Raw genomic sequence first — 18,778 nt, 5'->3', positions numbered from 1 at the left:
AAAAAAGCTGAATCACTTCTTATAAAATGATTCAGCTTTCCGTTTCAAAAACTAATGATAAAACTACTTACTGATTTTAACCTTATTCAAGATCGCATCAATAACTTGTTTTGTACTTACTTCATCTGCTTCCGCTTCATAATTAAGAATGATACGGTGGTTCAATACATCATAAGCAATTTCTTTGATATCTTCTGGAAGGACATAGTCTCTACCATCGAAGAACGCGATTGCTTTTGCAGCTCTGTGCAAGTTGATAGAAGCACGAGGAGAAACACCAAACTGAATGTATTGTGCTTCCTCATTTAAGCCGTAATCTTTAGGGAAACGAGTTGCAAAAACAAGGTCAATAATATATTGCTCCAAGCTTTCACTCACCTTCACATCATTAATTGCATCACGGATTGCGAAAATATCTTCTTTAGATAAGATAGAACGAACCGAATCATCAAACGACTGATTCGACATTCTTCTCATCACTTCTAATTCGTCTTCTTTACGAGGGTAGTTGATGTATACCTTCAACATGAAACGGTCAACTTGTGCTTCAGGAAGAGGGTAAGTACCTTCTTGTTCTACCGGGTTTTGAGTGGCTAATACCAAGAACGGACGGTCTAACTTAAAAGTAGTTTCACCAATCGTTACTTGTTTCTCTTGCATTGCCTCAAGAAGTGCTGCTTGTACTTTGGCAGGAGAACGGTTCACCTCATCCGCTAACACCAAGTTAGAGAATACAGGACCTTTCTTCACTTCAAATTTTCCTTCTCTTTGATTGTAGATCATTGTACCAATCAAGTCAGAAGGTAATAAGTCAGGCGTAAACTGAATACGTTGGAAATCCAAATCCAGTACGTTAGACAAAGTGTTTACTGTAAGGGTCTTTGCCAAACCGGGTACACCTTCTAAAAGTACGTGACCATTGGTAAAAAGTCCAACTAATAATCTATTAACCATGTAGTCTTGACCTACAACTACTTTTCCTACTTCCGTAATCACTTCATGGATTTTATCATGAAGTACTTTATGATCTGCCATATTATTTGCTTACAAAAACTTTTCTTTGTTTTAATACTGACATATCAAGCATAATCGATAAAATGCTCATTATGTACAGATATGCAATTTACACCTTGAAAAGAATTATTATTGATATTCATTTGCACCTAAACAAAATTTAACTTTTGCTAACAGCTTCACTGCTGAAATGCTATTTTGAACCTCTTGATAGCGATCCATAATTGCCCAAACCGTTTTATATGAAAAGAGGTCGTCTTAAAAAAAGACCACCTCATTTCAGTACTCAAGCACTGATAGTTTGTTGTTAGCATATGCTGATGACAGAATTTATGATAGTTCAAATTCTCAGGCTTGAGTTTAAGAAAAAATCGAAACTATTGGTTTTATAGCTAAGTTATTTCTGAGCATATTATTAGTATATACTCTTTGATAATTGTGTTTACTATTGTGGATTATGCACCTCACTCGTATGTTCTGTCTTTACTTCTTTGATTTCTTTTTGATCATCCTTGTTATTCGTAAGATTTGAAAGGCCTAACAGGGTAACAACAATGATAAGAACAAAGAAAGCATATAATTTATGCGATTTCATTTTGTCAAATATTGATAAGTTTTAATTATTACAATCAAATATGCGTATTTTGTACACTTTAGTTGGTGATAACTATCAATAAATGTTAATGATTCTGATCAGTATAATAAAAACCTTCAGCAAGAATGACTTACTGAAGGTTTTCGCTAATAGAAGAAGATCGGTAAATACTTAGTTCAATTTACCAATTCCATCGATGGTCCCATCAATATTTTGTTCGATGAATGTATAGGTACCATCATTATGTAAATGACCAATCGCAGTTTTACCATTATTTTGGAAAGTGCCCCAGAAAATACTTTCGCCAAAAGAATTGGAAGTAATTTCATAAACCGTCAAGTTTTCAAACTGCATAATATGTTGTGAAGAATAATCCATCGGGTCAATTTTAATTAATTGAGGATTGCCTACAGTATTCACCCCTGAAATTACCATATGATCTTGAGATTTATCGGCAGTTTGGTTATTGATGATATTGAAATCTCTCAACGGAGTAATTAAAACTTCTTCACTCTCTTCTGTATTAACAAGCTCATAGATTTCATTACAACCAATACCCATTACCTTGCTGTCAAATGTCATGATATTAGATAATCCACAAGAAAGTATAAAGCGGTTATTTCCATAATTTCTTGAAGTTTGCTGATCCGTATCTACTAACTGTACATTCGTTTCTTCTTCATTGTCAGTAGGTTTGTAGTAAAATAATTCATTCTCCTTTATACCATTCCAAAGTGTAGTATGCCCCACCTTATTGATAGTGTCGATTTTCTTTGATGAATTGGCTGTCTGAAGATGAATTTCAATAAAATTATCCACATCAGCAGCATAAAGAATATTGCCCTTAGGGTCCGCAGCAAATCTAGTTATCGATCCATCATGTGCAGTTGAAATAGGCATTGTTGCCAATGTACTTTCATTTGCTACGATACTGTATAAATTATTGTCGTTACCAAGGTAAATCAATCCGCGACTCGTAGGAATAAATTGTTCACTAGATAAAAACTTACCTGATACTGGAGGTGCAGTTTCCATAAGGACGGTATTTCCACTTCTTGTATCTAAAATATAGTTTTCTACCCCTTGGAAACCTAAATAAAGCAGGTTGTCATTGATTTTTACAATATCAGTAGGTAACCACTGAGGTGTAAAGGTTTCATCAAAATTATTGGTATAAGTCACCGTGTCGATTTCATTTTCATTGGTTACTTTATACAATCTTTTTCTGTTGTCGGTATCCACCATATTAGGACCAATAAAGATGCTTGAAGCATAACTCAGGTCAATGTTTTTGATATGCTCTTGGGGGACCAGTTGATCGTTTTCCTTGTTACATCCAACAGTGAAAAGAATCACCGCGATGATCATAGACAGTTTTGTCGTTTTCATTTTTTAATTGTAGAATTAATAATTTATTAGGTACGTTAATAGATTGCCAACCAATTATATTTATGAGGTATTTACTCACTTGTTTTAGTAAATTTGTAGTATAAAAATGGATGTTTTTATCGATGAATAAAGAGGGTGTTTCTGTTTATTATCATCCTTTTAATACATTTAACCATAGGTAGGTTGATTTAAATAATTTTTATAAATACTTTATCAATCTTTGAGGCGATAGAAAAAAGTTGTGAATTACTTGCATAACTTCTCCCGTCTTTATTAATTATAAGGTTCTAGTTGATGAAGTTCATTCATCATTATTCAAAACCAACAATAAGTGGCAGATATACAGACAGCTGATGAACTAATAAGAGAACTTTACAGGCATCGAAAAGTGATCAATCATCTCTTTAAAAAGAAGAGTGCTTCATTTGATGAACTCACTGAGATTGCCGATGGTAAGGAAAAAGAAATCTTGCAAGCCAATGCAAGAGGGATTATCTCTTTGCAGGAGGGGGAACCGGCACGCTTAGACGAACGTCTACTCAACTTTGTGGAGGACTTTCTGGAGATCAATGAAGATATCCGAAATTTTGAGATTGATGAAAGCATCAGAATCTTAAAGAAGACGATTTATCTTTATGAAATTGATGAGGACAGTAAAGAGAGGGAGCGATATTTAAATAGAGTAAAGCGAAACCTGAACAGTATTGGGAGGGTAATTCGTAAAAATGCAGCTACGCTTAGTGCTTTAGTAAAGCAAGAATATAAAACAGCATCTTCAATTGAGCTCAAAAAAGTGAAAATTGAAGACCACAACGAACAGGCTGAAAAGCTGTTACAGTTGATCACAAATGCAGAAGAACTATTAGAAAATCCATTTTTCAGAGTAGTTCAAGATGAAGGACTTCGTGCGATTGTCAATGAACTAAAAGGAAATCATTTGACCATGGCACGCCATAACTTGATTGCACTTCGTCAGGAAATTGTCCGCTTTATCAATCAGATTGCAGAGCTTGACCGTCAACATAAAAAGATTTTACAACTCAAGAAATACAGAGATCTGTATGAGTTGGAAGTGCGTACCAATGTGGAGGAAGTCTTCACTCATGAAAGTGCTTTGTTCTTCGATACGCAATTACGTTTTCAGACCATGTTGGATTTGGATTACCTCAGAGGTGATGAAGGGTTGGACATTATTGAAAGAGTAGCGATTCGTCGTCAGCACAAAATGAGAATGCAATTGCAAGCGGAGTTGGATATTGATGGGGATTTATTAGATCCTCAACAGCAGAAAATGTTGCATATCGATTTCAGTAAGCTGAAAAGAGCGTTCTTCTTACAGGACAAAGACTTATTCCACTTTGTGAAAGAATATGATTATGGATACGAAATGACAGAAGATCAATTGATCAAAATTTACTGTCAGGTGGCATTGATTTTTGAAGATGAAATGGATTTTGGATTACCGAAAAACCCATTTGATGATGCCAAACAAATCGAACTGAATGGAAAACAGTTTGCCTTTATTCGTCCTAAAGTAGCAGAGCAAAAGTAAACGGAAATAACACTTTAGTGTTGTTGGAGTCAGTATCACAAGCCAATGACTTCAGTCATGGTGCAAGAAACAACAGTTTACTAAAGAAAAGAAATAACAAACAGCATGAATATAGATCATAATAGTACCCGTCGAGTATTTGAAATGCTCAGTCGAGGACAATTTTTGAGTGCTAATACCATCAGACCGGAATTCAGAAAACTTTACGATGAAGTAGAGGAATATTTTTCTGCATTCGAAAGCGTCTATGCCCCGCTTGGGTTTCACCTAAAGAAAGGAAATAATTACTTCTATTTTTCTCGTGAAGGTGGTCGTCAGACGATTGAGGAGAAAATTGAACGTTTCTATAAATACATCGATCGATTAGCATTTTTCGCCACTTTCGCTCCTGGATTTGGAGAAGGAATGCGTTTTTATGTGAAAGATATTGTACATAAATGCAATGTTGAAACCGACTTAAATGATCAGCTTCAACGTTTGACATCAGATAAATCAATCTCTACACATGATAAAGTGAGAGACTTGATGGACGAAATGAAAAGACAAGGATTTATGGATTGTGAAGATGATGAAAACGAAGGTTATATCGTTTTATCTTCTTACAATTACCTGAAAGATATTGTTGATTTAATAGACATTGATCCCACTAACGAATAATGAATACAAGACAATCACCTAAAAGATATTTAAATAAACTTGTCCTGATAAAAAGTGCAGGTTTTGATTATGCTGAAGTGGATCTTGGAGGAAATGTTCACTTCGTTGGGTCCAATGGATTTGGAAAAACAACCGCATTAAGAGCCGTTTTATTCTTTTATCACGCCACTTCTGAAAAAAGGGAGTTGGGGATCAAAGAACAGCAAATGTCTTTTTCTGAATATTATTTTCAGGATCTCAATGCTCGTCTGATTTATGAAATTCAGACCCCAAGAGGAAAGCATTTACTGACTGTTTATAAAAGTGGAGGTCGTTTGAGATTCCGTTTTATCGATACTTCTTACAACAAAGATTTATTTATCAAAGACCGAAAAGCATGTACTCATGATGAAGTCCTTGAGAACTTAGAAAAAGCAGAAATTCCTTTCTCAGATGAGATCAGAAGGTTTGCCGATTTAAGAAAAGTGATTTATGGTGTAAGTAAATACAATACACAATTTAGTTTGTTGAAGCCCTCTGCAGGTGTAAAAAGCCATCACGTAGAAGGTATTCCGAAGGCGATTACTAACATTTTCAGAAGTTCTGGCTTAAAGTCGGATTATATCAAAAGAGCCATTGGTGAAGCGGCCTCTGCGGATTATGAAATGCAACCTATCTCTTTGGAGACGATTGCCAATTTCATTCATGAGTTTGATGATCAATTAACCGATTTTGAAGACTTCGAAAGAAATAAAGGTAATGCTGAAGAAATCGTTTCCTTAGAAGGCGAAATCACACAACAACAAGATTATCAACAACGCCTTGCCAAGCAGATAGGTGGTGGCGTAGCTTTAGCAGAAAAACACTTAGCCGACAGTGAAAAACTCCTTGCTGAAATGCAGAAAGAGGAGAATGAAATGAAGGCGAAGTATGAAAAAGCAGAGACCAACTACCAAGAGAAAACGGCGGAAGTCAATCAGGAATTAGGGGAGATTAAAGCGACCTTAAAGGAGATTGAAAGAAGAGAAAAGGAGTACGAGTCGATCAACATTGGTGGAGATACCTTCTCAATTGAGCAAGTAGTTGACTTGGTAGCAGAAGAACCTCGTTTGAAAGATCAGTTGATTTATCAACAAGAAATCAAACAGATGTTGGTGGCAAAGACGGCGGAAGTGGAACGTCTGATTTCTGATCAAAAGGCTTCCTTAGAACAGAAGTTCACCTCAAGAAAAGGGGAATTCAACGAGCAAAAGCAATTACTAAAAGAGCAATTGCACCTTCAGAAAGAAAAGCTTCAAAGTGAAAAGCAAGAGAAGTTAGAGGAAATACGTACGAAGTTTTTTACACAAGAAGGTGAATATAGAACAGAGTTAGATCAACTGAAAGAAGCGAAAACGAGAGCGGATGTTGCTTTAGAAATGGAGCAAGAGAAAGACTTCTCAAAGAACCTTTTAGTAGAAAATAATACCTTAAGATTTAAACTTTCATCTTCTATCAAAGAGAATAAACATACTTTGGTAGAGACCGAAAATACGATCAAAAACACCAAAGAGCGTAAACGATTAGAAGAGCAGATAATCCGTAATGAAGCGAGAAATCAGCAAATCGAATTAGAACGTCAGGTAAAAATCGCTTCTGATGAAGTACAAGAATGGAAAGTCCGTCAAGAAAACTATGAAGGTTCTTTCCGTGAATTCTTAGATCACAATAAATCTGATTGGGCTGAAAATATCGGTAAGGTTTGTGATGAAGAATTGCTTTCGAGAAAGGATTTGGAGCCGGCATTATTAGAAGGTGAATCTTTCTATGGAGTGAAATTGGACACGACCTCTCTTACCTCAAAAGTGACAGCTACAGATCATATTTCCTCTACTTATGATGCGAAAAAAGAAGCTTTAGCAAAAGCCGAAAGTGACTTAGCAGAGTTGGATAGTGTGATTGATAAGAAGGTGGAAAAGCTATTAGGAAATTATAGCAAGAAACTGACGAAGCTGGAGCAAACGCTTTCAGATCTTTCTTCGGAAATCATCAATCAAGAAGATGAGCTGAAAGAAGCGAGAGAACAAGAGGCTTCTATCATTGAGAAAGGTAATACTTTAAAAGAAGAAGCCTTAGTTGATTTAAGAAGAAAATTGAGAATAGCTCAGGAATCTTGTGATACGTTGGAAGGAAAACTAGCGGACTTAAAAGATGACCGTTGGGCTCAGGAACGTGAGATTTCAGATATTTTCAATACCAAAATCAATACTTTAAAAGAAGAGATTGATGGGAAGGTAACCAAACTTGAAAAAGAGTGGTTTGCTTATCAAGGCGATCACGATAAACGTATTACTGCACTTGAAGAAGAGCGTAAAGGTTTATTGGAGGAAAAAGGGATTGATACCGATAAGTTAGCAGAGGTTGAGGAAGAAATTACAATTCTAAATCACAAACTGAAGCAGGTTGAGGAAGCTCAAATTGTAAAAAGAGGGTACGAGAAAGACAAAACGTACTACTTGGACAAAGCGGAGGAGACAAGAAGTAGAAAGAAATTCCAAGATCGAGAACTAGAAAAACTGAAGGAAGAATACGACAAAGCGGTTGAGGAATACGAAGAACAACTCAACTACTTGGACGATAAAAGAGATGCTTACCGCAGAACGAAAGATCATTCCAATCATCTTTTAAAACAATTCAAAGCGGCAAGAGAAGAAGACGAACAAGCGTATGAACGTCTTCAAAAGTACTTTGATGAAGGTGTAGAAAACCTCAATGAAGCAGAAATCAACGACAGCGATTTATCTTTCTTATTGACAGAACTAAGAAAGTCATTAAAAGAAAAAGCACGTTTGGTTTCTACCTTCAAATCAAAAGGACAAATCTTTACAGGTGTCTTCAGAAGAGACAATCACTTAAAGATTCCAGCACTTTTTGCTCAATCGACTTTACAAGAGTTTATTTACTTGGCAAAGAAAGTCCTTCCAAGTTTATTGGATGGAGAGCGATTGTCGCACATGAGGGATCAATTAGAGAAACAGCATAGAGAAATTATTAGTGCCGTGGCTCGTCAGGTGAAAGACCTTTCGGATACTTCAGATTTGATCAAGAAGATTGTCAAAGACATCAACAACGGATTTGCGAAAAGTAACTTCGTGGGTGTAGTGAAGTCGATTGAACTGGAATACAATGAGAACAACACGCCATTGTTGACTACTTTAAAGAAAATCTATAAGCTCAACGAGAACGTTTCTTTCTCAGATCAAGGCGATATCTTTAAGGTCAATGTCAACTCTTCAGCAAAAGATTCTCGTTACTCAGTTCAGTTGTTGAAAGATCTTCGTAGAGTCATTAAAGAAAATGCTCAAAAGCAGATTACATTGGAAGATACTTTCATGTTGCGCTTTAGAGTCATTGAAAATAATAACGATACAGGTTGGGTAGAGAAGTTGTCTAATGTAGGTTCGGAAGGTACGGACGTGTTGGTGAAATCGATGATTTACATTACGCTCCTGACCGTATTCCAAGAGAACGCTTACAAAGAACAAGAGGATTACTTCGTACACTGTGTGATTGATGAGGTTGGTAAATTATCAGATCGTTACTTAAGAGATTTGATCCATTATACCAACTCCAAAAATATCCGCTTAATATTCGGTTCACCAAATGAAAATGATCCATCGATTTACGATCATGTTTTGAAATTGGAGCGAAATTCCAAGACCAATAAAGCAAGCGTGGTAAAGCTTGTGAGTGAGATATAAAATAGGGCCTCTTGCTGATAACAAAGTGAGAGGCTATTTTTTTGATAAATGAAAGCATAGGAGGTTGAAAAATAAGCTTCTTCTTTTGATAAGATTCTTTTCCTTTACCCCAAAAACATTGCAATAGAGCCGATTTTAAGGGAGATGAAATTTTGAAATTAAGGGGGGTATAATTGTGATTCGTGAGAAATAAAACTAATTCTCCCCTGTTTAGTTAATTAAATCCATAACTTTTTATAACACTATTTATGTGCCTTCGCACTCCTGTAAACACTAACGAAGATTTTTTTTAATCTATTGAATGAAATGAAATTAACTCGAACGAAATTATTAGCTTTTGCATCTGTTATTTTTATTATGATTGGCTTTTCTTCTTTCAAAAAAGTGGAGGTAGAAAAGAATTCAATTGCATTTTTTAATACATCAAAACTGATAAAGATTGGGTATCAAGTTTATGTTCCTGTAGTTTATCATAGTCCTAAAAAGCAGTTTATTCATTTTGCTATTAAAGATAGAAATAATGAGGCAGTAGGTTATGGCGGACAATGGGCAGAGAAAGGAAAACATTTTGTAACAGTTCCTATTCAATTGAAAAAGGGAAAGAAGCTTCAGGAAAATCAAGGGTATTCTATTGAATGCTTTTTTATTGAAGATCAAAAGAAATGGGCTCCAAAAAAATTAATTCAGAAATATGTCATTGCGAAAAAAGAAATTCCTTATCATCTAAGACATAGCAACACTTTTACGGGTAGTGAATGGGATGATATAGAGGGTGACGTTATCACTAATAATGAAGAAAATACTTTTCTTTTAAAAATGAAGGGAAAAGCGTCTGCAACACGACAAATACCTGTTCAGCCTTACAAATACTATAAACTAACTTTCAATGCTATTAATCATAATCCATCATCAAAAGCATATGTTGCACTAAAAGGTAGTCAGCTAGATAATTTGATGGTGAATGTCAATCAATCAAAAGAACAAGAATATTCTCTGATTTTTAAAGTAACAACAAATGCCAAAGTAAAAGAGGTGAGTGTTATAGCCTCAACAAGGGAAGGTGGTGATTTAGAAATTAAAAATATAGCAGTAACTCCTGTATTAGTACCTTGGATTAAGAGAATGGGACTAAATAAACAGCAACCGGCAGTGAACTCATTAAAGTTCTTTGAGCACGTTACAACAGAAGACGGCCTTTCTCAAAACTCAATTCCCCGTATTTTCCAAGATGAGCAAGGTTTTATGTGGTTTGGAACGTATGATGGGTTGAATAAATACGATGGTTATAGTTTTCAAGTATATAAAAAAGCAAGTCAAGCCACAGCTAAACAATCAATTAGCAGTAACCTGATTTACGCTATTGATGAAGATGCAGATGGAAACTTATGGATTGGTACTTCTGGTGGGGGATTAAGTATGCTTAATCAAGCTTCTCAAGAATTTACAGTATATCAACACAACTCAGATGACCCTGAAAGCATAAGTAACGATCATGTGACCGATCTTCATATTGATACTAAAAATAGACTATGGATCACGCATCTGAAAGGGATAGATATGTTGGATTTGAATTTGCCTGTAGAGCGTAGAAAATTTATATCAATGGATCTGAATTCAAGTGATAAATTTCCAAAGAAAGTGACTTGTGTTTATGAGACAACTACGGGAGAATTATGGTTTGGAGCCAATGCTCAGGTAGCTTATCATTTAATAGATGAATCAGATGACAACTTTATTTTTGAAACCTTTAAAACAACAGGTGTTGTCAATGTGATCAAAGAGGATAAGAATGGAAAGTTAATCATGGGTTCTAACTCAGGCCTTAATATAGAATATAAAGATAAAGAGACAGGGAAAAAGTATTTCTGCGTACCATTTTATACTGGAGTAAACGCTATGGAATTCACCGATAATAAAGAAACATTGTGGGTGGCGACTAGAAATGGCTTGATTGAAATGGCATATAACAAAAAGGGTGAGCTTAAGTTTAAAGCAAGATATCAGGAGAATATTTATAATGAACACAGCTTGAATAATAATGATATATCAAGTTTATATAAAGACAGACAAGGGACTTTGTGGATTGGGACGATAGATGGAGGTGTGAATAAATTGGATGTTTACCGTAAGCCATTTCGTCATATCAACAAAACAGGAATTACAGGAGGTTTACTAGAAAATAGTACAAGAGGATTGCTTTATGATAGTGAGGGAGGACTTTGGGTAGGAACTGGAGCGGATGGACTGAATTATTTGCCACCTCATAAAGATTACAATCAATTTCAGCAAGCGAAGGATGTTGCGAAGCTTTATACTATCATTGAAGTAAATTGCAATGGAAAGAAAAAGATATGGTTGGGTACCCGCTTTGGGTTATTAGTCACTGATCTTCAGGGAAAAGATGGTGTTCCTTTGGAAAAGAGGTTGAATAAAATTGATTTTGAATTTTCATCCATCATGGTACTCTTCCAAGATAGTAGAGGTATAATATGGGTGGGAACTTATAGTAAAGGTCTGTTTAAAGTTGATGATAATTTAAATCTTGAAGAGGTTGTACAATTACCTACACAGCAATTAGAAGGACAGCTGAGTAGCGAAATTATTAGGAGTGTTCAAGAAGATAGTTTTGGAAATATATGGGTAGGAACAGCGGATGGATTGAATATGATTCCAGCTGATCAGGTGTATGATGATAATCCTACTGTAGTGGTTTATAAGAATGAAGAGAATAACAGTCATAGCCTCAGTCAAGATTATATTCTTGATTTGCTTCCAGCAGAGGATGGTGATCTTTGGGTAGGTACCATGGGGGGAGGACTTAATAAGTTTGTGGCCAAAGAAAATAAATTTATAAAGTTGGCGACTTCCAATGGCTTGCCTAACAACACCGTCAAAGGTATACTTGAAGATAGAAACAATCACATCTGGGTATCGACCAATAACGGTTTGGCGAGAATTGATAAAGAGACATTGGAAATTACAGACTATGATAGAAGTGATGGACTGCAAGGAAATGAATTTCAGGACCTGTCAAAAACCAAAACAGCTGATGGTTTATTGTTGTTTGGCGGTGTAAATGGAATTACGATGTTTGATCCAACCAAAATCACTGACAACACAATGGTTCCCTCTATTGTATTCACCAATTTCAAACTTTTCAATAAAATGCTCAACGTTGGGGACTCTGTAAATGGAGAAGTAATTTTAGAGAAAAATATATCACTGACCAATTCGCTGGTGCTGGATCATGATGAAAAGAATTTCTCATTAGAGTTTGCAGCATTGCACTATGCTTCACCTCTTAAGAATCAATACTCTTATAAGTTAGAAGGATTTGATAAAGACTGGTTTGATGTATCAGCTGAAAACAGATGGGTAAATTATACTAATCTTGATGCAGGTGAATACACGTTTATGGTCAAAGGTTCCAACAATGATGGAACGTTTAATGAGGAAGTCAAAGAAATGAAAATTACCATCCTACCTCCTTGGTGGGAAACGACTTGGTTCAGAATTTTAGTGACGATTCTCCTTATTATATTTGCCATAGCCTTCTATCAATATAAAGTATACGCTTATAAGAAGAGTAAGAAGTTATTGCAGAGATTGGTAAAAGAGAGAACAGTGGACCTTCAAAGTGCACATGATGAGATTATGTCTAACAATGCTAAGCTCGAAGAACAGCATGAGGAATTAGAAATGCAAAGAGAATCTTTATTGAAAAAGAACGATCTGATTACAGAGACAAATAATAAACTGATTGATAGTATTCGATATGCTAAAACGATTCAAAAGGCTATTCTTCCTTCTGAGCGTGAGTTGAGGAAGGCATTCAATAAGATCTTCAATTTATACCTTCCTAAAGATTTAGTTTCTGGAGACTTTGTGTGGTTACATCAAGAGAAAAGACACACCTATTTTGTGGTGGCAGATTGTACAGGTCATGGTGTACCAGGAGGTTTTATGTCAATGATTGGATCATCTATTTTGAATAACCTTATCAGGGAACAGAAAATCGATGATGTGAGTGTCATTTTGAATAAGCTTCATGAGAAGGTCTACAATGCCTTCCGTCATGATGACTCTTTTAAAGATGCCGGAATGGATTTGATCATCTGTAAATTCACACCTCAAGGAGGACTTACCATCTTGGAATTTGCAGGAGCAAAAACACCGCTTTATCATTATGATAGTTTCCAAAAAGAAATTACCGTTTATCCTACTACCAAAAAATCAATTGGCTCTTCAAGAAAATCAGATGTGAAGTTTGAAAAGAACATATTGACTATTCTTCCAGAAGATTGTATCTATTTGGCATCTGATGGTTATATGGACCAAAATAAGGCTGACCGTAAGAAATTTGGTAGAGTGAAGTTCTTGGAAATGCTCAACGAAAATTCTCAGTTAGATTTCACCGAGCAGCTTAAAAATATAGAGCAAGAATTGGACACATTTAAAGAAGGAGAAGAACAAAGAGACGATATTACTGTGGTGGGTATTGGCTTTTAGTGGATATAGTAGAATATAACTAAAACCTCCTGTAAGTAATATAAGCTTGCAGGAGGTTTTTTTGTGGAGAGTGATTATAAGATACCTTAATCTAACTTCTAATAGACTTTCTACAAGCTTTTATAGGACCTACTTTCAAACTTCCTTCTTCTTCATTTTTGTCTTAACACAAAAACGAAGCAAAAAAGTCAAGGCTTTGAAGTCAAAAGCTAAATTTCATTCCCCTCGCCTAAATGATTTTAAACTCGCTACGCTCAAACAGCAAAATCATTTTTAACGGCTCCATACATGAAATTATTAACGCTTTTCCCTTCAAGGCCGAAAATAGTACTACCAAATGAATTGGGTAGAAAGCCCACAGGAGCGAATGTTAAGCGTTAGCAGCATTCGAGTCCTGTAGAATAATCGATTGTAAGTTACCCAAAGCTTAGCTCTCTACGTATTAACTGTATTTTAAAATGGTGTCACCTACTTTGACCTCCACATCATTTGTAATGGACTTAATGATTCCATCCCTCTCGGCGACTAATTCAAATGTAGCTTTGTCAGATTCAACTTCTACCAAAGGATCATCGACCTTAACATGATCCCCTATTTCTACTAGCCATTTGGAGATGGTGACGGTGTTGATATCTCTACCGAGCGATGGAACCTTAACAAGGTCTTCTTCTTTTTCTTCAACAGAATCATGGCTGCCAATGACCATGATGGTGTCATTGACCAAGATTTCTTTTTTGGGATTGATGTAAGTGACTATTCCATTATCATAACACTCTAATTCCATTGTTGCTTTGTCCGTTTCAACATCAGCAAGTATATCTCCCTCTTTTACAATGTCACCAAGTTTTACATGCCATTTAGATATAATAGCAGACTTCATACTGTCTATCATTTTAGGCATTATAACAGCCTTACCGTTTTTTGGTACTTCTACATTGCGGATTTCTAAGCTATCATTAGCAATATTTTCGGAGGTTTTAGGTTTAGTTGGATTAGTATTCAGCCCTTTTCCTGTCATGATAATTTCATTCACCAACAGTTCCTTTTTAGGGTTGATGTAAGTGATTATTCCGTCATCATAGCTTTCTAATTCCATTACACCTATTTCCGTCTCAATTTCAGCTAAAATGTCTCCTTTCTTAACTTCTTTACCCACCTCAGTGAATAATTCAGTGACGTGAGCCATTTTCATATTATCAAACATCATAGGTAGCCTTACAGCGATGCTTCCTTCAGGAATATCTATTTCAGTTATGGTAAGGTCCTTGTGTTCAAAAATATTTTTTCTTTTTGGGTTTGTGGGGTTAATGATCATTATGACGTCATTGACCAATACTTCTTTTTTAGGATTTATATAAGTGACAGTGCCTTCTTCATAATTCTCTAATTCCATTGTTGCTTTGTCCGTTTCCACATCGGCAATTATATCTCCTTCTTTTACAATGTCACCAAGTTTTACATGCCATTTCGAAATAATGCCAGATTTCATATCATCCATCATTTTAGGCATTCTAATAGCTTCATCGCTTTCTGGTATTTCAACTTTGGTCATTTGAAGGTTTTGACCCGTAGGTTTTGTTCTAGGAGTAGTGTCTTTAGAAGCACTAAAGAACTGAAGTAGTTTGCTTAGCATTTGTAGTGTATTAATTGGAAAATATTGATCATAATATCATTATAAAATCATAGAATGACAACATATTTTGTAGTAAAAAGAAAATTGAATTGAGAAGATAAAGGGCATAAAAAAAGCATCAAACCGTAAGATTTGATGCTTTGTGTTTGCAGAGAGTGAGGGATTCGAACCCCCGGTACCTCGCGGTACAATGGTTTTCAAGACCACCGCATTCGACCACTCTGCCAACTCTCTATGTGCTATCTTTGTGTGATAGCGGGTGCAAATATGTAGGATGTATTTATATAATCCAAATATTTGCTGTATTTTTTTATAAATTTGGTGGAAATAATTTCAAAAACGCTGCAATAAAGGGTGCAGAGAGTAATAAACCATCAAATCTATCTAGGAAACCACCATGTCCAGGTAATGTTTTTCCAGAATCTTTAATACTCATTGATCTCTTGAAGAGCGATTCAACAAGGTCTCCATATGTACCAGTGACTACAATGATAATAGCAATGGTCACCCATCTCCAAGCTTCCAAAGAAGTATAGAAATGCGAGAAGATTAAACTCACTGTAACACCTAGTGCTGCTCCACCAATACTTCCTTCCCAAGTTTTCTTTGGAGAAACTCTTTCAAAAAGTTTTCTTCGTCCAAAAGTTTTTCCTGAGAAATAAGCTCCTGAATCATTGGCCCACAAAATAAGCATGGCTCCAATAAGTATTTCATAATGATATTTTGTATCAAAAAATACATAAGCGTGAATCATAGAGTAAGGTACAGCCACATACATTACTCCCAAAAAGGTATAAGCTAAGTTTTTAAATGGTTTATCGTCTTTCTTATTGTAAAGCTTAATGAGGTAAGCTGACGAAAAGCCTAAAAAGACAAGGTACAGCCATTTCATTTCAATAATATCTAATTCGATAAAAAACGTAAGGCAGTAAATTAGAATCCCTAAGCAAGTACCATAAGTACGAAGAGGTAAGTGCGACTCCAAACGTAGTAGTTGATAAAACTCTAGGATGGTAGCGACACTGATAATTAAAAATAAAATAAAATAGGTCCAAACTCCGTAGTATATGGCACCCAGCATACCAACACCCCCTAAAAATCCAACGATGACACGTTGAGTGAGTTCGGAGCTTTTATTCAAATTGAACATCTTGTTTAATAATTTGTGTTGCTTGTTCAGCAACAGATTTCTCAACATAAACTTCTCTATAACCGAAGTTATTGTAAGAAGAATCTCTTTTGTCTAAAATAACGGCATTTATACCACGTGCTTCTAATGTTTCCTTCACGATTTCGGCTTGATACAGCTGATCGCTAGCAAACACTTTTTCCCAATTATCCATGTTATTGTTGTTTATTGAATCTTAGGTTAGTGATCAAAAGACAATTTTTCTCCTCGTTTTTTGTAAAAAAATAAAAATCCAAAAGCAAAAATTGTAGACAGTATTACAATATACCATTCCGGAGCTTCCGTTGAAAATGGATCTGCCATTTCTTTTAATATTTCCTCTTTATTTACATAAACGCTAATAACAGTGATGGCATTATTGGTAATATGGGCTAATATAGCTGGATATAAACTTCTACCTGACCACAAAAATAAATATCCTAGCAATACTCCCAAGAACATTCTTACAAAGAAACCATAAAATTGTAAATGAATCGCTGAAAAAATAAAAGCAGTAGCCCAAATCGCTAGATGTGCATTTTTAAACATCCCCTCGATATAGCCTTGAACATATCCTCTAAATAGAAGTTCTTCACCCACCCCTGCAAAAATGGCAATCACAAGAAAACCTACAAGGAACTCAGGAAAACTTTGAAAATCGACAAGGAAAATAGTCAGTTTTGCTAAATGAAGTTCAGTTTCTTTCATGATTACCTCTAAATCATGAAATGCAGCAGGAAGTTCTATATTTTGATTCCATACCAACAAAGCGGAACCTAAAGGTAGAAATACTGCTATTACAATCATACTTAGAAGTAATTGGCTTTTTTCTGGAAGTTTTTTACTTAGCTGTTCTGTAAACTTTGGATCATAAAAGTAGCCATAAGTTAATGGCCCCAAGATAAAAGTGAAAAGTGCAGAAATTCCTTGAACAGTAAGCATTACCATTCTGTTGTCTTTATGCGATAATTGGTTAAATACTTCTTGGACACTAAAGTCATACAGCGGTAACAAAACACCCACTATAACAGCTTGACCAACAAACGTGGCCATGATCACAAAAAGGATAAGTAAAAGAAATTTTTTAAAGAAATATCCAGGATTTTGTGCTTGAATATGGTCTGTCATGTTCTTTTATTACATTTGTATTTTAAAACAAATAAGGTCTAATATTCCTAATAGTTGTTATGAATTGACTCATAATTAGGAATTTAGGAACCTAAAGTGTTTTAATAGAGTTCACTAATGATAGCAAAGATACACTTCTTTTAATAAGTGTAGTAATCGCACGATTGGAATCAGGAAGTTCATACTTTGCTAAACGTATTAAAAGCTATAGAAAAGTGGTAAAAATAGGGGATTTAGAAATAAAAGATTTTCCATTACTGTTAGCACCAATGGAAGATGTGAGTGACCCTCCTTTCAGAGCGGTTTGTAAGGAAAACGGTGCAGACTTAATGTATACAGAGTTTATTTCTGCAGAGGGGTTAATTCGTGATGCAGTAAAGAGTCGTCAGAAATTAGATATCTACGATTATGAGCGCCCAATTGGTATTCAGATTTTCGGAGAGAAGATTGAATCAATGAGAGAGGCTGCGGCTATTGCTGAAGAAGCAAATCCAGAAATTATTGATATCAACTATGGCTGTCCCGTTAAGAAAGTGGCAGGTAGAGGAGCTGGTGCAGGTATTCTTTTGGACATCGACAAGATGCAGAAGATGACCGAAGAAATTGTGAAACAGGTGAAAAAACCTGTTACCGTAAAAACTCGTTTGGGTTGGGATCACGACAACATTCGCATTTTAGAAGTAGCCAAAAGACTTCAAGATGTTGGTGTACAAGCATTGACAATTCACGGCCGTACTCGTCAGCAGATGTACAAAGGTGTGGCAGATTGGAACCCAATCGCTGAGGTGAAAAACCACCCAGATATCCACATTCCAATTTTTGGAAATGGTGATATTGACTCTCCGCAAAAAGCAGTAGAGTACAAAGAGAAATACGGTATTGACGGTATTATGATCGGTAGAGCTTCTATTGGTTATCCTTGGATTTTCAGAGAAATCAAGCACTACATGGAAACAGGAGAAATCCTTGACCCTCCATCAATCCAAGAAAGAATTGATACCGTAAAGCGTCACCTTAACTTCTCAGTGGAGTGGAAAGGAGATAAAACGGGTATTTTTGAAATGAGAAGACATTATACTACTTATTTCAGAGGTGTACAGCATTTCAAACCTTTCAGAACTCAGTTGGTAGAAGCAATGACACATGATGAGGTATTGAATATCCTTTCAGAGGTAGAAGAGGCTTTTGATAAGCAAGTGATCTACTAGTTTAGGATTAGAAATAAAAATAATGGGGATAAAGTTTTGTGTTTTTTTAATGCAAAATTTTATCCCTTTTATTTTGCTTCAAACTGTTGATAAAGTAGCGTATACCCTCATTTTTCTGCAATTTATTGATGTTGACAAGTTGATAATTTGAAGCTTTTAAACGTGTTTGAAAATATTTTTTTCAATATGTGAACAACCTTTCACTA

Annotated in this window: 12 protein-coding genes and 1 tRNA gene; 5 read left to right on the top strand and 8 right to left on the bottom strand. The window is 35.5% G+C overall.

The annotated features are described in order from the left end of the window. Window positions 1-63: 63 nt before the first annotated feature. The 3 genes from IC221_RS13470 to IC221_RS13460 all read right to left on the bottom strand — a co-directional run bounded on the left by IC221_RS13470 (window position 64) and on the right by IC221_RS13460 (window position 2,998). Window positions 64-1,035, bottom strand: a complete 972-nt coding sequence (locus IC221_RS13470; protein WP_044202279.1) for a MoxR family ATPase — start codon at window positions 1,033-1,035, stop codon at window positions 64-66. Between the two features lie 424 nt (window positions 1,036-1,459). Further along, window positions 1,460-1,609, bottom strand: a complete 150-nt coding sequence (locus IC221_RS13465) for a hypothetical protein (protein ID WP_188169466.1) — start codon at window positions 1,607-1,609, stop codon at window positions 1,460-1,462. A 171-nt stretch (window positions 1,610-1,780) separates the two neighbouring features. Next, window positions 1,781-2,998: a hypothetical protein gene (locus IC221_RS13460; protein ID WP_188169465.1), complete on the bottom strand. Its 1,218-nt coding sequence runs from the start codon at window positions 2,996-2,998 to the stop codon at window positions 1,781-1,783. 331 nt (window positions 2,999-3,329) lie between these two features. On the opposite strand from IC221_RS13460, the gene IC221_RS13455 reads away from it, so the two are divergent. The 4 genes from IC221_RS13455 to IC221_RS13440 all read left to right on the top strand — a co-directional run bounded on the left by IC221_RS13455 (window position 3,330) and on the right by IC221_RS13440 (window position 13,435). Then, window positions 3,330-4,550, top strand: coding sequence for a hypothetical protein (locus IC221_RS13455; protein WP_188169464.1), 1,221 nt, complete (start codon window positions 3,330-3,332; stop codon window positions 4,548-4,550). 105 nt (window positions 4,551-4,655) lie between these two features. Next, the gene (locus tag IC221_RS13450) at window positions 4,656-5,207 is read left to right on the top strand and encodes a hypothetical protein (RefSeq protein WP_188169463.1); all 552 of its coding nucleotides are present in this window, start codon (window positions 4,656-4,658) and stop codon (window positions 5,205-5,207) included. After that, window positions 5,207-8,926 (top strand): ATP-binding protein, encoded by a 3,720-nt coding sequence (locus IC221_RS13445; RefSeq protein WP_188169462.1) that lies wholly within the window; start codon window positions 5,207-5,209, stop codon window positions 8,924-8,926. Before IC221_RS13450 ends, IC221_RS13445 begins: the two co-directional genes overlap by 1 nt. A gap of 306 nt (window positions 8,927-9,232) precedes the next feature. After that, entirely contained in the window at window positions 9,233-13,435 is a 4,203-nt protein-coding gene (locus IC221_RS13440; protein ID WP_188169461.1) for a two-component regulator propeller domain-containing protein, read from the top strand. Window positions 13,436-13,877: 442 nt separating this feature from the next. Here IC221_RS13440 and IC221_RS29910 read toward each other — a convergent pair whose 3' ends face one another. The 5 genes from IC221_RS29910 to IC221_RS13415 form a co-directional block, all read right to left on the bottom strand. After that, window positions 13,878-15,068: a biotin/lipoyl-containing protein gene (locus tag IC221_RS29910; protein WP_188169460.1), complete on the bottom strand. Its 1,191-nt coding sequence runs from the start codon at window positions 15,066-15,068 to the stop codon at window positions 13,878-13,880. Between the two features lie 149 nt (window positions 15,069-15,217). Beyond that, window positions 15,218-15,302 (bottom strand) — tRNA-Ser (locus tag IC221_RS13430). A 76-nt stretch (window positions 15,303-15,378) separates the two neighbouring features. Continuing rightward, window positions 15,379-16,218: a phosphatidate cytidylyltransferase gene (locus tag IC221_RS13425; protein WP_044202269.1), complete on the bottom strand. Its 840-nt coding sequence runs from the start codon at window positions 16,216-16,218 to the stop codon at window positions 15,379-15,381. Beyond that, window positions 16,202-16,411: a DUF2007 domain-containing protein gene (locus IC221_RS13420; protein WP_044202267.1), complete on the bottom strand. Its 210-nt coding sequence runs from the start codon at window positions 16,409-16,411 to the stop codon at window positions 16,202-16,204. Before IC221_RS13420 ends, IC221_RS13425 begins: the two co-directional genes overlap by 17 nt. Before the next feature lie 26 nt (window positions 16,412-16,437). Continuing rightward, complete coding sequence (locus tag IC221_RS13415) at window positions 16,438-17,364, bottom strand: CPBP family intramembrane glutamic endopeptidase (protein WP_188169459.1); 927 nt, start codon at window positions 17,362-17,364, stop codon at window positions 16,438-16,440. Between the two features lie 215 nt (window positions 17,365-17,579). On the opposite strand from IC221_RS13415, the gene dusB reads away from it, so the two are divergent. Continuing rightward, window positions 17,580-18,572, top strand: a complete 993-nt coding sequence (gene dusB, locus IC221_RS13410) for a tRNA dihydrouridine synthase DusB (RefSeq protein ID WP_188169458.1) — start codon at window positions 17,580-17,582, stop codon at window positions 18,570-18,572. Window positions 18,573-18,778 lie beyond the last annotated feature (206 nt).

The organism is Flammeovirga sp. EKP202, from assembly GCF_014534745.1.
Lineage (GTDB): Bacteria > Bacteroidota > Bacteroidia > Cytophagales > Flammeovirgaceae > Flammeovirga.
Note: the sequence above shows the minus strand (reverse complement) of the source record. Positions and strands in the feature narration are given on the sequence as shown.

Bases quoted from the DNA above. Each gene is read 5' to 3' on its own strand.
- IC221_RS13470 (WP_044202279.1), bottom strand. From the start codon at position 1,035: ATGGCAGATCATAAAGTACTTCATGATAAAATCCATGAAGTGATTACG.
- IC221_RS13465 (WP_188169466.1), bottom strand. From the start codon at position 1,609: ATGAAATCGCATAAATTATATGCTTTCTTTGTTCTTATCATTGTTGTT.
- IC221_RS13460 (WP_188169465.1), bottom strand. From the start codon at position 2,998: ATGAAAACGACAAAACTGTCTATGATCATCGCGGTGATTCTTTTCACT.
- IC221_RS13450 (WP_188169463.1), top strand. From the start codon at position 4,656: ATGAATATAGATCATAATAGTACCCGTCGAGTATTTGAAATGCTCAGT.
- IC221_RS13445 (WP_188169462.1), top strand. From the start codon at position 5,207: ATGAATACAAGACAATCACCTAAAAGATATTTAAATAAACTTGTCCTG.
- IC221_RS13440 (WP_188169461.1), top strand. From the start codon at position 9,233: ATGAAATTAACTCGAACGAAATTATTAGCTTTTGCATCTGTTATTTTT.
- IC221_RS29910 (WP_188169460.1), bottom strand. From the start codon at position 15,068: ATGCTAAGCAAACTACTTCAGTTCTTTAGTGCTTCTAAAGACACTACT.
- IC221_RS13425 (WP_044202269.1), bottom strand. From the start codon at position 16,218: ATGTTCAATTTGAATAAAAGCTCCGAACTCACTCAACGTGTCATCGTT.
- IC221_RS13420 (WP_044202267.1), bottom strand. From the start codon at position 16,411: ATGGATAATTGGGAAAAAGTGTTTGCTAGCGATCAGCTGTATCAAGCC.
- IC221_RS13415 (WP_188169459.1), bottom strand. From the start codon at position 17,364: ATGACAGACCATATTCAAGCACAAAATCCTGGATATTTCTTTAAAAAA.